Below are 15,286 nucleotides of genomic sequence, written 5' to 3'. Positions count from 1 at the left end.
TAATTCTCACGATAAAAACAAGGAATTTATATAGGAGGGATGTACATAACGTGATATAAAAAAAGACATCCTTATTTAGTGGATGTCTTTTCAGGTAAATCTTTTCGCACAGTATATAAAAAACGAGATATATCTAATTTCTTTCCTCTGAAAAATTGCGGAGAAGAAATGTAAAGTTCTTCTTTCGCACGTGTAATGGCAACATAAAGTAATCGGCGTTCTTCTTCTAACGCTTCAGAAGTTTCCGTAACACGATCATTTGCATCTTTTAAAGAAGAAGTATGAGGCAGGATTCCATCACTCGCTCCAAGTAAAAAGACACATGGAAATTCAAGGCCTTTTGCGTTATGAATTGACATAAGTGAAACGGCATCTTTTTGCGGCATTGTTTTTAATGCTTCCATTTCTTTTTGACCTTGAATCGCCTCGTCGATAAATTGTAAATAAGCTGGAATATCGGTGAAACGAGTTGCAGACTCCATTAATTCTTCCAACATTTCTTCTTGTATGTCTTTATGCATTGTAAAGGAAGAACGATCGTTACTTTGTAAGTACTCTAAATATTTTCCTTTACCATGAATGATTTCTTTTAATGCTTTTTTCGGTTCTAATTCTTTAATAAACTTAATAAAATCGATGCGCTCATTTACCTTTTTCACTTGAAAAGGTTTTAAGCTTGGATTTAATAGTAAGAAATGAAGAAGAGAAGGGAAGCGCCCCTCACCATATTTCCATTGTTCACGTTCAATAAATGAAATACAATCATCACGTCCGATATACATCGTCGGCAATATGTTTGAAAGTGATTCTAGTCGAAACGGCTCAATCACGAGTCTTAAATGATCTAATACAGGCTTAATTAAAGAATGTTCATAAAATGATTGGCTCGCTCCGTGTTTAATAAACGGGATTTTATGAATGGTAAGCTGATCAAGTAACGAACGACTTACAGAATGTGTGCGATACAGTAAACAAAAATCTTTAAAGTTACGTTCACCACTCTCTACTTTTTCTTGAATAAGCTGCAAAATTTGATTTGCTTCATCAAGAGTCGTAGCAGGTCTTGCATAAAAAGGTTGTACACCTTCCTCACGAACAGAGTATAGCTCTTTATCAAAACGTTCTTGATTTAATTTTATAACTTCATTTCCAAGCCCGACGATAAAGGGATTGGATCGATAATTCGTATTTAGTGCAATGATTGTTGTGTTATCAAATTCTTTTGGAAAAGATAAAATAATTTGGTGACTTGCTCCTCGCCAGCCGTATATCGCCTGGTCGTCATCACCTGCGATAAATAAATTATTTCTTGGCGTGGCTAACAATTTTACGATTTCATATTGTGCATACGATGTATCTTGAAACTCATCTACTTCAATGTAGTGAAAACGTTGTTGTAATTGAGTTAGTAAAGGAGCATTATTTTCTAACATATAATATGTTTCCAATAAGATGTCATCGAAATCAATATAATTGTATCTTTGTTTTACCTCTTCAAAACGTTCGTATACTTCTTTAAATTCTTGTTCGACTGGTGTTTTCGCTTTTACATCTTTCGGACGATTTAATTTGTTTTTCTCAAGTGAAATCATCGCGAGCATCGTTTCAGCATCATAATCGTCTTTTAAACGCAATTCTTTTAAGATTTTCTTTATCATAATTTGTTTATGTTTTTCATTTGCTAAAATTTGCTGATTATAACCTTGACTACGAAGTAATTTTAAGAAAACAGAGTGGAATGTACCAGCAACTACGTAGCTACTTGCTGCATGATTCATACCTGGTAACTTCGCAACACGACTTCGTATTTCTTCAGCTGCTTTTTGTGTAAATGTAAGTAATAAAATATTTCGTGGATGAACTTGTTTTACATTTACTAAATAACCAACGCGAGTTGTTAAAACAGATGTTTTCCCGCTTCCGGCACCAGCTAGTGTAAGAACAGGACCTTCTGTTGTGCGCACGGCTTCTAATTGTTTTTCGTTTAAAAAAACATTTTGTTGTTCAAGAGCGCGGAAATAAGCCGCATCTACATCTTCTTCCATAATTAAATGGGTAGATGTTTTCGGAATATGATATGTCGCACGCGGAATATCAGCGTGTGTTAACGATTTTTGTGAAAATTTTTCTTGTGTCATATGTTCACCTTCAAAACTATAGCATCAACATTTAACTTTAGCGGAAGAAAAAGAAAATAGCAATGTAAAAAAACAGGAGGGATCACCTCCTGTTTTCAAATTACAATTCTTTTATCATTACGACGTGCGGGATATTCGCTTCCATAAATACATCAGAACTTGTTACATATCCAAGTTTTTTATAGAAATCTTCGGCATGTGTTTGAGCGTGAAGTTTCAATTTCGGTAGCGAATTTTCTTTTGCATACGCTTCAAGAGAATCCATAACAATTTTTCCAATCCCTTTTTTGCGATGGGAATTTAGCACGCAAATGCGTTCCATTTTTCCTATACCATCAAGGGTGCGAAAACGTCCAGCACCAACTGGAACATCATTGTCATATATAACAACGTGTGTTGAAGTTTCTTCAAACTCATCGTACTCTTCTTCAGCAGAGACACGTTGTTCATTTACAAACACTTGTTTACGTACAGAGAATGCATCTCTTAGTTGTTCGTCCGTTTGTACAATCTGTGCGTGCAAATTAGTTGTTCCCCTTTCCAAGACGGAATGTTTCGTGTACAGTCCATGTTCCATTTTCTAATTGATATAGAAGATGGAAACGATCAATTGGTTGTTCGTAATAGAAATCTTTCATACGTAATCGGCCCAACACATCAGCATGCTCTGCATCTGATAAGCCTTGTCCGATTGTTAAATGAGGTACGAAAGCATATTCGCGTTCTTGCGTGAATAACCCGCTATGCATTTCTTCATTTAAGAAAGTAAGTTCAGGTGTTTTTTCTACTTTAAAGTAAAGGACGTTATTAACAGGTGCGAATGAACCAACTTTCCCAACATGAAGGGTGAAAGGGTTCGTTTTACTTGCGATTGTATGTAACTCGTTTACAATCGACTCTAATTGTTCATCTTGCGCCTCAAAGGGTGTTTTCAATGTAATATGTGGCGGAACTAATGCGTAGTGCGGGTCATAACGTTTACGCAATCCGTTCGCTTTATCTTGAATCATTTTAGATGGAAAAATTACAATGCCTAATTTCATGTTCCAATTCCTCCCTTTGTAAGTCTAGTTAGATTTTGAGATAAATAAATCTCTTTATCTATTATATCAAATTATTCTGAATACTGCTCTCTATTATTTCATTGATAGAATATGAGAGAAGGCTTTCGGTAAATCAGTCTGCCAATATTTCCAAGTATGATTACCTTCAAATTCCTCATAATGCGTGATGAAGTTTCTATCTGTAAGAAGCGTATTTAACTCACGGTTCGGCCCTACGAAATCAGATACTTGTCCATCAGTACGCTTTACAGCCGTTTCTTCTGTACCGATGACGTGATACAGTTCTAACGCCTGTGGATCTTTGAATTCTTTTGCTAAGTTCATCACTGTCTCATCCACAAATGGTGATTGCATAACGACTTTACCGAATGTATGCGGATACATAAGTGCAGTCATAAAGGAAACTGTTCCGCCAAGAGAATCACCAATTAAAACACGACCTTTTCCCATTTGGTACGTTGGATAATTTTCATCAATATATGGTGCAAGTTCATGAGCAAGGAAACGAATATATGCAGCATTTTTTACTTCATTTGGGAAATATTTTTCTTTACGATCATGTACATTTTTATATGGAATACCGACAATAATTGTACGGTCAATTTCTTCGGTTTCACGAAGGCGCTCAATTACACGGTGCGCTTTACCAAGCTGAAAATAATCTCTACCATCTTGTGCAATTACAACTGTATGTTTGTGCAGTGGTGTGTAATTTACTGGTAAATAAACGAGAAGTGTAACATCTTCTTGAAGTGATGCGCTATAAAATGAAATTTCTTCAATTCTCCCTATTGTTTGACTCATGTAGATCCCCCTAAATAAAAATTTACTGTAACGATTGTAAGAGCGACTCTTGTAGTGAAAAGGAAAGAAATATTCACTAATTGGTGCCTTAATTTCTATTTTACCATAATGGTACGAAGAATCTAAAAAATTAGTATTTAAGTTGCGAAAGAAAACGGATATAATGAAGTGGGATTTTTGACAGGTGAGAGGGGAGACAGGATTTGAAACAAGAAAAATCAATCGCACTACCATTAGCAATTTCTATAATTGCCATTTCCTTTGCAGCAGTTTTTGTAAAGATGTCCTCAGCACCATCTTCAATATTAAGTATGTACCGCTTATGGATTATCGTACTTATTATGCTGCCTATCGTATGGAAAAAAAGAGAGGAATTTAATAGGATTCAAATGAAAGATTGGGGCTTTTTAATTGGATCTGGTTTCTTTTTAGCACTGCATTTTCTTTTATGGTTTGAATCTTTAAAGCATACAACAGTTGCTAGTTCAACAATTATTTTGGCACTTCAACCAATCGTATCTTTAGTTGGAGGTTTTTTTCTATTTAAAGAAAGAACAACATATTCAGCCATTGCAACGATGGGAATCGCTATTTTAGGAGTAATGTGCATTGGTTGGGGAGATTTAGGTTTAAGTAAGCAAGCAATTTATGGTGACATATTATCCTTTCTAAGTGTAATAGCGGTTGTCGGTTATTTATTTATCGGGCAAACGACAGTGAAGAAAGTATCGCACTGGATTTATAGCTTTACAGTCTTTGCGTTCGCAGGTCTTTTTATGGGGATTTATAATGTTATATTACAAGTACCCTTTACAGGTTATACGAAGTGGGATTGGACTGTTTTTCTTTTACTTGCGGTTGTGCCGACAGTGTCACATGTAATTAATAACTGGCTATTAAATTATGTAAATGCAACGACAATTTCAATGAGTATTTTAGGAGAACCTGTTGGAGCATCTATACTTGCGTTCTTCTTACTTGGAGAAAAATTAAATGCAATGCAAATGATCGGTAGCATGCTCGTATTGTTTGGTGTATCTGTTTTCTTAATGCAGCAACAAAAGCGAACAGCAAAAAATGTCGTAAACGAGCCAGTGTATACACAGGAATTATAGTGTTAGGGGAGAAAAGAGAAGTTATGATACTTCTCTTTTTGTTTTATAGAAATGCGGGCGTAGAAGGGGGAGGAAAATGGAAGAGATATTAAAGAAGTATATGAATAGATTTACAACACTAAGTGAAGAAGAGCAGCAAATGATCCTCAGGGAATTACAAATTGAAGAATATAAAAAAGGAACAGTGCTCCTAAGACAAGGAAATGTTCCGTTAAAATGTTATTTTGTATTAAAAGGATGCGTTAGGCAACATAGTATAGATGAAGCAGGGAAAGAAGTTACATCAAATTTTTATACAGAAGAACAGGCAATTTCGAATTTCAACCATCATAAACAAGATAAATCTTCATCATATACGTTAACGTGTTTAGAAGATTGTACTGTAGTTGTTGGTGATCTACATAGTGAAAAGGACATGTATAATAAGTATTCACAATTAGAAGAAATGACGCGTAAAATGATCGAGTACAATTTCGGTGAAGTACAAGATGAACTTGCTGTATTTATCTCATCGACACCAGAAGAGCGATATAAAACATTGTTACGAAAACGCCCGTATTTAATTCATCGCGTTCCACAATATCAGCTAGCAAGCTATCTTGGCATGACACCAGAATCATTAAGTAGAATTAAGAAACGGCTTAATTAGAGTGTTTACCACCTTTCAATAGTAGCCATATCGCAAGTCCTAATTCACCTGCAATCATAGGTAATTGGAATAGTGATTGTATGAGTGAAATCATTGTATCGTATTGTGTAAACATTGTATTCATGACGTGAATTAGCATATAACCGGTAGCAGCAATGAACAGCAGTATACTAATAAACTTTGGTATCTGTTTAGAGAGAAAAGCTACATAGCCTAAAACGAAAAGATGCAATCCAAAAATGATCAATCCTACAGACCAAATGTATTCGAATGCACTGAGAAACAACATTGTATATGTTTCTGGATTTGCAATTGTATTTTTTGAAAGCAATAATGCCAATATTAGATTGAATATAGCAATCCCAAGTATAGCTGTATACATAAGACGAAGCAAAGCGGCTAGTAATGAGAGGCTAGTATGAATTGGTTTTAGAAAGAAATAAAGAGCCCACGCAGCGACAATATCAGTGATAAAAATGATAATCCACCCAAAAACTTCCGCTTTGAAAAGTGAATTTGAAGTTTGGATATTATGGAATGTTGTACTCGCATCTCCTTGTATAACGAGGTTTCCATGAACAAAACCGTAAGAGAAAAATGCAATGAATGCCATAACAAGAAGAGATGTGCTAGCAAATAAGGCGTACTTTCGTTCAGTCATAATATGTCCTCCTTTTCTAATATTGTTTTCATTGTAATAGGGAAGAGAAGGAGATTCATTGACTTAAATCAAGACGGGGAAAGTTTAGTAGAATTTCCATCAAAAAAAATGTATGGTTATATCCAATTTTTTATTAACCTTGTAAAAAGTAAAAACTCAAATATTGAAATCAAGTAAAAGAGTGGCTACGAAGCCACTCTTTTACTTTGGATTTGTCATATAAGGTTGTACATGAATGACACATAGGTCACGAAATTTGCCTTCAGCAGTTGTGACAATTACGACTGCTTTACCTGCACTTTTTCCAGTAATCGTCACGGTGTCACCTTTTGGATATATGGTGATGATATCAGAATTCATATTTGACCAAATAAGCTCTTTATTCGTTGCTTGTATTGGTAAAATAGAAGCTGATAACACAATGTTTTGTCCCGTTTTTATTTTTAATTTATGTTTTTCCATATGAACACCGATGACTGAAATAACAGAAGGAGCAATTGAAATTTTAGGCGGGTTAGGTTGCATGTTTAAACAAGACGCAGAAGTATTTGTGATAGGTGAAAATTTTCGTGTTTGTTGTTGCTGGAAAGCTGCTAACATGTTGGAGTCCCCTTTCTGTATAAGTGCTGATACTCATACTATAAAGGAGTAGTGTTATGTTAAATTTAACGAAACATAAAGAATTTGTTAAATTTGATAAAAAGATTGTCGAACTGTAAAAAATCTCTGCTGTTATGATAACAGCAGAGATTTTTTTATAAATTATGACGATGTTGTTTTTCGAAATCCTCAAATTGCTCTTTAACTTCTTTTGAAGGTTGTGTTAGTAAACTAACAATTACGATGGCTAGTAAACTAATAGCGAAACCTGGAATCATTTCATATAAGAAATCTTTTAAGAATTTGAATTGAGTCCATATAATAACAGTAGCGGCACCAGAAATCATACCGGCAAGTGCGCCCCACTTCGTCATACGTTTCCAATATAAGCTTAATAAAATAGCAGGTCCGAATGAAGAACCAAATCCAGCCCAAGCGTATCCAACAAGAGCTAAAATCGTATCATTTTGTTTAAACGCTAATGCGCACCCAACTAATGCAATAACAAGTACAGCCATACGACCGACAAATACAAGTTCTTTATCAGATGCAGAACGTTTGAAGAATGTACGATATAAATCTTCAGTTACAGCACTAGAAGTAACGAGTAGCTGTGATGAAATTGTACTCATAATCGCTGCTAGAATGGCTGCTAATAAAAATCCAGTAATAAGTGGATGGAATAAAATTTTCCCAAGTTCAAGGAAAATTGTCTCTGGATTAGATAATGTCAACTCTTGTTGTGAATAGTAAGCAATACCAATAAGACCAGTAAACATAGCTCCAACAACAGAGAAAATCATCCAGCTCATACCAATTCTTCGTGCACTTTTAAGTTCTTTTACAGAAGAAATTGCCATAAAGCGTACGATAATATGAGGTTGTCCGACATAACCAAGGCCCCATGCGAATAGAGAAATCATTCCTAAAGTAGAGGCACCTTTAAAAATATCTAGACGTGTTGGATCTACAGATCGAATTGTATCAAATGCAGGTCCAAGTCCGTTCGAATTCATAATTGTTACGATAGGAACAAGAATAAGAGCGACCACCATAATGATTCCTTGTACGAAGTCTGTCCAACTTACTGCTAAGAAACCACCAAATAATGTGTAAGCGACAACAACGCCTGCAACAATGAATAATCCAACATGATAGTTCATGCCAAATGAATTTTCAAATAATACAGCGCCTGAAACTAATCCTGAAGCTACATAAAAAGTAAAGAAAATCATAATAACAAGTCCGGATACTAAGCGTAGCATATGAGATTTGTCGTGGAAACGGTGTTCCAAAAATTCTGGAATAGTAATAGAGTTATTTGCAATTTCTGAGTAGGTACGTAAGCGAGGAGCGACATAAAGCCAGTTTGCGTATGCGCCTAGTGTTAGGCCGATCGCAATCCAACTACTACTTAATCCAACGCTAAACATTGCACCGGGTAATCCCATTAAAAGCCAACCACTCATATCGGATGCTCCAGCACTTAATGCTGTTACTGCGGGGCCTAGTGTACGCCCGCCAAGCATATAATCTGTTAAGTTGGACGTTCGTTTGTAGGCGAAATAGCCGATTACTAACATCCCGAGCATGTAAATAGAGATAGAAGTTAAAGTTAACATCTGCGTACTCATGTAGTTCCCCTTTCTTTTGTCAGGTCTTTTGATGCGTTATGCATATTTATCCCGCATTAACGGGCAGCAAAACTCCCACCTTAAAATTGGCTGGGCAAGGAAGTTAGGTGGGAGATCAACTGTCCGTTAATGCCCGATTGATTCAACTAATAATCAGTGGGGATGAACACCCTCTACTGATTAAAGTTTCACTTTATAATCTATCATGATTATTCTGAAAAATCCATATAGAAATACGAATTTTCAGAAATGTAAGCGTTTTTTGATGTCATTTTACTTTTTTAATATATAATATTCATACAAAAAACCTTATTTTTAATAGAGTATTTATTATATTTACATAAAAAGAGGTTGTTTTGTCAATATAATATTGAAAGGAAAGAAAAATAAAATTTTTAAAAAAGTATTGACTTGTGAAAAAAGTCAGGTCTATAATGAGTGCAACTTAAAAAAATGCAAGCGTTGATGAAGAAGAGTACACATGATGAACATGTCAGAGAGCTGATGGTTGGTGCGAATCAGTATGGAATTGATGTGGAATGGGCTTCGGAGCTTCCAAACCGAAACGAAAGAAGTAGGCTTTGGCGACATGATCTCATCGATACAAGAGACACGTATTGTTTTTGATACGGTAAAGTGCGTTACATTTGTAACGAATTAAGGTGGCACCACGGGAGTACCCGTCCTTTCTATAGGATGAGTACTCTCTTTTTGTGTATAAAAAATTAAATAAATGAAATCGTTTAAGTAAGAAGAGTACGTATATTGGAGACGTTACAGAGAGCCGGGAATAGGTGGGAGCCCGGTACGGTGCCATATACGGAATGGGCTTACGAGAGGTATGCTGAACAATTATTTTTAGTAGGCAACCCGGGTTCCGCCGTTACAAGGATAAGGTATAAAATTTGTACCTGAACAAAGCGGGATGCTTTTGCATCCAACACGAGGTGGTACCGCGGTATATTTATCGTCCTCTACATATTTTCGATATGTAGGGGACTTTTTTATTTTTCAGGGTGAGGTGAAGGACATGATGACGAAAGAAGAATTTATAAAACAAAAAAGAGAGAGAAAGACATTTTTAGTAATCACTGAAGAAGAAGGAGATAGCATTACGCCAATTTCTTTATATAGACGTATGAAAGGGAAGAAGAAATTCTTATTAGAAAGTTCACAGCTTCATCAAGATAAAGGGCGTTATTCTTACTTAGGATGTAATCCTTATGGAGAAGTGAAAAGCGTTGGTACGGAAGTGGAACGAACGATTTACGGCCGGGCAGAAAAGTTACAAGGTAACGTACTGCAAGTGTTAGAAGAAGTAATCGTACCATCACAAGTAGACAGTCCATTTCCATTTTGCGGAGGAGCAGTTGGTTATATTGGATATGATGTCATTCGACAGTATGAAAACATTGGAGCGGATTTACACGACCCATTAAATATTCCGGAAGTACACCTTTTACTATATCGTGAGTTTATCGTTTACGATCATTTACGCCAAAAGTTGTCGTTTGTATATGTATGCAGGGAAGATGATTCAACAGATTATGAGGAAGTATACGAAAGGCTACGAGTATACAAAGAGGAAGTGCTACAAGGAGAAGAAGCTGAAGTAAATGCAATACAATCCCCATTATCATTCACTTCTTCTATAACGGAAAAAGAGTTTTGTGAGATGGTAGAAATTGCGAAAGAATATATAAGAGCGGGAGACATATTCCAAGTCGTACTATCACAGCGTTTACAAAGTGAATGTATTGGGGATCCATTCGGGTTATACCGAAAACTTCGAATTGCAAATCCATCACCATATATGTTCTATATCGATTTTCAAGATTATGTTGTACTCGGTTCTTCGCCGGAAAGTTTACTATCAGTAAGGGAGGATAAAGTGATGACGAATCCAATTGCTGGTACAAGGCCGAGGGGGAAAACGAAGAGGGAAGACGAGGAAATCGCAAAAGAACTGTTAGGCAATGAGAAAGAGCGAGCAGAGCATATGATGCTTGTAGATCTTGGGCGAAACGATATTGGTAGAGTGAGCGAAATCGGCTCGGTTACGATAGATAAATATATGAAAGTAGAAAAATATTCTCACGTTATGCACATTGTATCTGAAGTTTACGGAACATTGCGAAAACAAATGGGTGGATTTGATGCGTTAGCGTATTGCTTACCAGCAGGGACGGTTTCTGGAGCTCCGAAAATTAGAGCGATGGAAATTATAAATGAACTAGAGAATGAAAAAAGAAATGTATACGCTGGTGCAGTTGGATACGTTAGTTTTTCAGGAAATCTTGATATGGCGCTCGCTATTCGAACGATGGTCGTAAAGGATGAAAAAGCATACGTTCAGGCAGGAGCAGGAGTCGTTTACGATTCAGATCCAGTAGCTGAATATGAAGAAACATTAAATAAAGCGAGAGCGCTTTTGGAGGTAATGAAATGATTGTACTTATCGATAATTACGATTCGTTCACATATAACTTGTATCAACTGTTAGGCGAACATGAAGAAGAAATTGTAGTTGTAAGAAATGATGAAATAACGATAGAACAGTTAGAAGAGATGAATCCAAGAGGAATTGTACTTTCACCAGGACCAGGAAAACCAGAGGATGCTGGCGTTTGTATCGACGTCATCCGTCATTTTTATAAGAACGTTCCCATATTAGGGATTTGTCTTGGCCACCAAGCGATCATAGCTGCATTTGGAGGAGACATTGTTAGAGCAGAACGTATTAAACATGGAAAAACATCGCGTGTGAAACATAACGGAATGTCAATCTTTTCATACGCTACACAGCCGCTAACGGCGATGCGCTATCATTCCCTTGTTGCAGAGCAAACGAGCTTGCCAGAGTGTTTTGACATATTAGCGACAGCGATGGACGACGGAGAAATAATGGCAGTCCGTCACAATTATTATCCGCTCTTCGGATTACAGTTTCATCCGGAATCAATCGCAACAGAAGAAGGCGGAAAGTTAATACGTGCCTTTTTAACAGAAGTAAAAGAGGAGGAAAGAGTATGAATAACTATCTTCGTAAATTAGTTGAGGGTCAACATTTAACAGAAGAGGAAATGTATAAAGCAGGATTACTTTTATTAAGTGAAAACATATTAGAAAGTGAAATTGCAGCTTTCTTAGTCTTACTGAAAGCGAAAGGTGAAACTGCAGAAGAAATATACGGTCTCGTTCGAGCTCTTCGCGAAAAGGCATTGCCGTTTTCGAACCATATACAAGGAGCAATGGATAATTGCGGGACGGGTGGCGATGGTGCTCAAACGTTTAATATTAGCACAACATCAGCATTCGTACTGGCAGGAGCAGGTGTAAAGGTTGCAAAACATGGTAATCGTGCTGTTTCTAGTAAAACAGGAAGTGCAGACTTATTAGAAGAACTAGGTGTAAATATTAGTAGTACGCCAAACGAAATTGATTATTTACTAGAGCATGTAGGTATTGCATTTTTATTTGCACCAGCGATGCATCCAGCACTAAGGCGCATTATGAAAATAAGAAAAGAGTTAAACGTGCCGACGATCTTTAACTTAATTGGCCCTTTAACAAATCCAGTGAATTTAGAAACACAATTTGTCGGTATTTATAAACGAGATATGTTATTACCAGTTGCACAAGTATTACAAAAGTTAGGCCGGAAACAAGCGCTTGTCGTAAATGGAAGTGGTTTTTTAGATGAAGCATCATTACAAGGGGAAAATCACGTGGTCCTTTTAAAAGATAATGAAATAGTAGAAATGAGTATTGATCCAGAAAAGTATGGTTTTTCAAGAGTGAAAAATGAAGAAATTAGAGGGGGGAATTCAAAAGAAAATGCAAAGATTACGCTTGAAGTATTGAGCGGAGAAAAGAGTGTTTACCGCGATACCGTTTTATTAAATGCAGGTCTAGCTCTTTTCGCAAATGGAAAAACGGAAACGATTGAAGAAGGAATTAAACTCGCGGCACATAGCATCGACTCTGGAAAAGCATTAACCAAATTAAACTTATTAATTGCAGCAAGCAACGAAAAATTAGAAAGGGTGAACTAAAGTGGGGACGATTTTAGATAAAATTGTAGAACAGAAGAAAAAGGAAGTTGCGGAGTTATATGAAATATATACACCAGTAAAAACAAAAAGAAAGGCACATTCACTTGTAGAAGCGTTACAGCAGTTTACTGTCATTGCAGAAGTAAAGCGAGCATCACCATCAAAAGGAGATATCAATTTACACGTTGACGTACGAAAACAAGTGGGAACATATGAGAAATGTGGTGCAGGAGCAGTTTCTGTTTTAACAGATGGTCAATTTTTTAAAGGATCGTTTCACGATTTACAAACAGCAAGAGAAGAAAGTAACATTCCGCTTTTATGTAAAGATTTCATAATCGATAAGATTCAAATCGATAGAGCGTATGAAGCGGGAGCAGATATTATTTTACTAATTGTAGCAGCGTTAACGAAAGAGAAGTTAAAAGAGTTGTATAGCTACGTGTTAGAAAAAGGATTGGAAGCGATTGTTGAAGTTCATGATGAACAGGAATTAGAAACTGCGATTGTATTAAATCCGCACGTTATTGGCATTAATAATCGTAATTTAAAAACGTTCGAAGTAGATTTAAGCCAAACTGAAAAGCTTGGAAAAAGATTGAATGAGGAGAAACTACTTTGGATTAGTGAAAGCGGGATTCATTTAAAAGAGGATATTATTCGTGTTAAAAAAGCAGGAGCAAAAGGTGTATTAATTGGAGAGGCACTTATGACATCATCTTCTATTAGTAACTTTTTTGAAGACTGTAAGGTGAATATATGAAAGTGAAAATTTGCGGCATCACTGATATGGAAACAGCAAAACGTGCTTGCGAATACGGCGCAGATGCACTCGGATTTGTTTTTGCAGAAAGTAAGCGGAAAATCACTCCAAAGAGAGCGGAAGAAATCATTCAGGAGCTTCCAGCCAACGTGTTAAAAATCGGTGTTTTCGTAAATGAATCAGTAGAAGTGATCCAGAAAATTGCAGATGAGTGCGGGTTAACACATGTACAACTACATGGAGATGAAGATAATTATCAAATCAGAAGATTGAATATTCCGTCTGTAAAATCACTAGGAGTAACTTCAGAAAGTGATATGAAAAACGCTCAAGGGTATGAAACGGATTATATATTATTTGATAGCCCGAAAGAAAAGTTTCATGGAGGAAATGGAAAGACATTTTCATGGGAACTACTTGGGCATATGCCAAAAGAATTGCGAAAGAAAACGATATTAGCTGGTGGATTAAACGCTCTTAATATAGAAGAAGCAATTCGAACTGTTCGGCCTTATATGGTCGATGTGAGCAGCGGAGTAGAGACAGAAGGAAAGAAAGATGTAGAGAAAATAAAACAATTTATTATAAAAGCGAAGGAGTGTTCCAAATGAACTACGCATATCCAGATGAAAAAGGACATTACGGTATATACGGAGGACGATACGTTCCAGAAACGTTAATGCAATCTGTACTAGAACTAGAAGAAGCATATAAAGAAGCGATGCAAGATGAGGCATTTCAAAAGGAATTAAATCATTATTTAAAAACGTACGTCGGAAGAGAAACACCGCTTTATTTCGCTGAAAATCTGACGAAGTATTGCGGAGGTGCAAAGATTTATTTAAAACGTGAAGATTTGAATCATACAGGAGCTCATAAAATTAACAATACAATCGGTCAGGCACTACTTGCAGTGCGAATGGGCAAGAAAAAAGTTGTCGCTGAAACAGGAGCTGGACAACACGGAGTGGCAACAGCTACTGTATGTGCTCTTCTCGGATTAGAATGCGTCATTTTTATGGGAGAAGAAGATGTAAGACGTCAAAAATTAAATGTGTTCCGAATGGAATTACTCGGAGCGAAAGTAGAAAGTGTAGCGGCAGGTAGTGGTACATTAAAAGATGCGGTAAACGAGGCGCTTCGTTACTGGGTTTCACATGTGCATGATACGCACTACATTATGGGATCTGTTCTCGGACCACATCCATTCCCGCAAATTGTACGTGATTTCCAAAGTGTAATTGGAAATGAAACGAAAAAACAATATGAGGCGTTAGAAGGAAAGTTACCAGAAGCAGTCGTTGCTTGTATTGGAGGTGGTAGTAATGCAATGGGGATGTTTTATCCGTTCGTACACGATGAAGAAGTTGCTCTTTACGGCGTAGAAGCAGCTGGAAAAGGCGTTCATACAGAAAAACATGCAGCAACTTTAACGAAAGGAAGCGTTGGGGTTTTACACGGATCAATGATGTATCTTCTGCAAAACGAAGAAGGACAAATTCAAGAAGCACACTCTATTTCAGCAGGACTTGATTATCCAGGTGTTGGTCCAGAACATAGCTTGCTAAAAGATATTGGCCGCGTTTCTTATCATTCGATAACAGACGAAGAAGCATTAGAAGCATTTCAATTATTAACGAAAAAAGAAGGCATTATCCCGGCGCTAGAAAGTTCACATGCTGTCGCATATGCATTAAAATTAGCTCCGAAAATGAAGGAAGATGAAGGACTTGTTATTTGTTTATCTGGCCGTGGTGATAAAGATGTAGAGAGTATAAAACGTTATATGGAAGAGGTGTAAAA

15 protein-coding genes and 2 other annotated features are annotated in these 15,286 nt (G+C 36.6%); of the genes, 8 read left to right on the top strand and 7 right to left on the bottom strand.

Annotation, left to right across the window (positions count from 1 at the left end; translation table 11 throughout):
* Positions 1–71: 71 nt before the first annotated feature.
* The 4 genes from ACTFR8_RS08020 to ACTFR8_RS08005 form a co-directional block, all read right to left on the bottom strand.
* Positions 72–2,138, bottom strand: a complete 2,067-nt coding sequence (locus ACTFR8_RS08020; protein WP_000191204.1) for an ATP-dependent helicase — start codon at positions 2,136–2,138, stop codon at positions 72–74.
* A 100-nt stretch (positions 2,139–2,238) separates the two neighbouring features.
* Positions 2,239–2,661: a GNAT family N-acetyltransferase gene (locus ACTFR8_RS08015; protein ID WP_000543307.1), complete on the bottom strand. Its 423-nt coding sequence runs from the start codon at positions 2,659–2,661 to the stop codon at positions 2,239–2,241.
* Between the two features lies 1 nt (position 2,662).
* Positions 2,663–3,181: a YjcG family protein gene (locus ACTFR8_RS08010; protein ID WP_000765863.1), complete on the bottom strand. Its 519-nt coding sequence runs from the start codon at positions 3,179–3,181 to the stop codon at positions 2,663–2,665.
* 93 nt (positions 3,182–3,274) lie between these two features.
* Positions 3,275–4,006 carry an alpha/beta hydrolase gene (locus ACTFR8_RS08005; RefSeq protein WP_000084013.1) on the bottom strand — a complete coding sequence of 244 codons (732 nt, stop codon included), beginning with the start codon at positions 4,004–4,006 and terminating at the stop codon, positions 3,275–3,277.
* Between the two features lie 203 nt (positions 4,007–4,209).
* Between ACTFR8_RS08005 and ACTFR8_RS08000 the strand changes: the two genes are divergently transcribed.
* Together ACTFR8_RS08000 and ACTFR8_RS07995 are read left to right on the top strand one after the other, a co-directional pair.
* On the top strand, positions 4,210–5,121 hold the full coding sequence (locus ACTFR8_RS08000) for a DMT family transporter (RefSeq protein WP_000806941.1): 912 nt from the start codon (positions 4,210–4,212) through the stop codon (positions 5,119–5,121).
* A 76-nt stretch (positions 5,122–5,197) separates the two neighbouring features.
* On the top strand, positions 5,198–5,770 hold the full coding sequence (locus tag ACTFR8_RS07995) for a Crp/Fnr family transcriptional regulator (RefSeq protein WP_070757200.1): 573 nt from the start codon (positions 5,198–5,200) through the stop codon (positions 5,768–5,770).
* On the opposite strand, the gene ACTFR8_RS07990 is transcribed toward ACTFR8_RS07995, so the two are convergent.
* The 3 genes from ACTFR8_RS07990 to putP all read right to left on the bottom strand — a co-directional run bounded on the left by ACTFR8_RS07990 (position 5,763) and on the right by putP (position 8,665).
* Positions 5,763–6,431 (bottom strand): DUF4386 domain-containing protein, encoded by a 669-nt coding sequence (locus ACTFR8_RS07990; RefSeq protein ID WP_000140099.1) that lies wholly within the window; start codon positions 6,429–6,431, stop codon positions 5,763–5,765. The two genes, ACTFR8_RS07995 and ACTFR8_RS07990, sit on opposite strands and share 8 nt — an antisense overlap.
* A gap of 201 nt (positions 6,432–6,632) precedes the next feature.
* The gene (locus tag ACTFR8_RS07985; RefSeq protein WP_000878734.1) at positions 6,633–7,031 is read right to left on the bottom strand and encodes an Ig-like domain-containing protein; all 399 of its coding nucleotides are present in this window, start codon (positions 7,029–7,031) and stop codon (positions 6,633–6,635) included.
* Positions 7,032–7,186: 155 nt separating this feature from the next.
* Positions 7,187–8,665, bottom strand: coding sequence for a sodium/proline symporter PutP (gene putP, locus ACTFR8_RS07980; RefSeq protein ID WP_000107211.1), 1,479 nt, complete (start codon positions 8,663–8,665; stop codon positions 7,187–7,189).
* Positions 8,666–9,118: 453 nt separating this feature from the next.
* Positions 9,119–9,356, top strand: a binding site (T-box leader).
* Between the two features lie 42 nt (positions 9,357–9,398).
* Positions 9,399–9,643 (top strand) — a binding site (T-box leader).
* Positions 9,644–9,695: 52 nt separating this feature from the next.
* On the opposite strand from putP, the gene trpE reads away from it, so the two are divergent.
* From trpE to trpB, 6 genes are read left to right on the top strand one after another with little or no spacing between them, the layout of a single operon-like run.
* A complete protein-coding gene (gene trpE, locus ACTFR8_RS07975; protein WP_033667026.1) occupies positions 9,696–11,114 on the top strand; it encodes an anthranilate synthase component I in 1,419 nt (472 codons plus the stop codon).
* Positions 11,111–11,698: an aminodeoxychorismate/anthranilate synthase component II gene (locus ACTFR8_RS07970; protein ID WP_025967017.1), complete on the top strand. Its 588-nt coding sequence runs from the start codon at positions 11,111–11,113 to the stop codon at positions 11,696–11,698. Before trpE ends, ACTFR8_RS07970 begins: the two co-directional genes overlap by 4 nt.
* Positions 11,695–12,720 carry an anthranilate phosphoribosyltransferase gene (gene trpD / locus ACTFR8_RS07965; RefSeq protein WP_087948072.1) on the top strand — a complete coding sequence of 342 codons (1,026 nt, stop codon included), beginning with the start codon at positions 11,695–11,697 and terminating at the stop codon, positions 12,718–12,720. The genes ACTFR8_RS07970 and trpD overlap by 4 nt, the downstream gene beginning before the upstream one ends.
* 1 nt (position 12,721) lies before the next feature.
* Positions 12,722–13,483, top strand: coding sequence for an indole-3-glycerol phosphate synthase TrpC (gene trpC, locus ACTFR8_RS07960; RefSeq protein WP_000536696.1), 762 nt, complete (start codon positions 12,722–12,724; stop codon positions 13,481–13,483).
* Entirely contained in the window at positions 13,480–14,094 is a 615-nt protein-coding gene (locus ACTFR8_RS07955; RefSeq protein ID WP_252209890.1) for a phosphoribosylanthranilate isomerase, read from the top strand. Before trpC ends, ACTFR8_RS07955 begins: the two co-directional genes overlap by 4 nt.
* The gene (gene trpB / locus ACTFR8_RS07950) at positions 14,091–15,284 is read left to right on the top strand and encodes a tryptophan synthase subunit beta (protein ID WP_001105015.1); all 1,194 of its coding nucleotides are present in this window, start codon (positions 14,091–14,093) and stop codon (positions 15,282–15,284) included. Before ACTFR8_RS07955 ends, trpB begins: the two co-directional genes overlap by 4 nt.
* The last annotated feature ends 2 nt before the right edge of the window (positions 15,285–15,286 follow it).

The organism is Bacillus cereus group sp. MYBK15-3 (genome assembly GCF_051916765.1).
Taxonomy (GTDB): domain Bacteria; phylum Bacillota; class Bacilli; order Bacillales; family Bacillaceae_G; genus Bacillus_A; species Bacillus_A cereus.
Note: the sequence above shows the minus strand (reverse complement) of the source record. Positions and strands in the feature narration are given on the sequence as shown.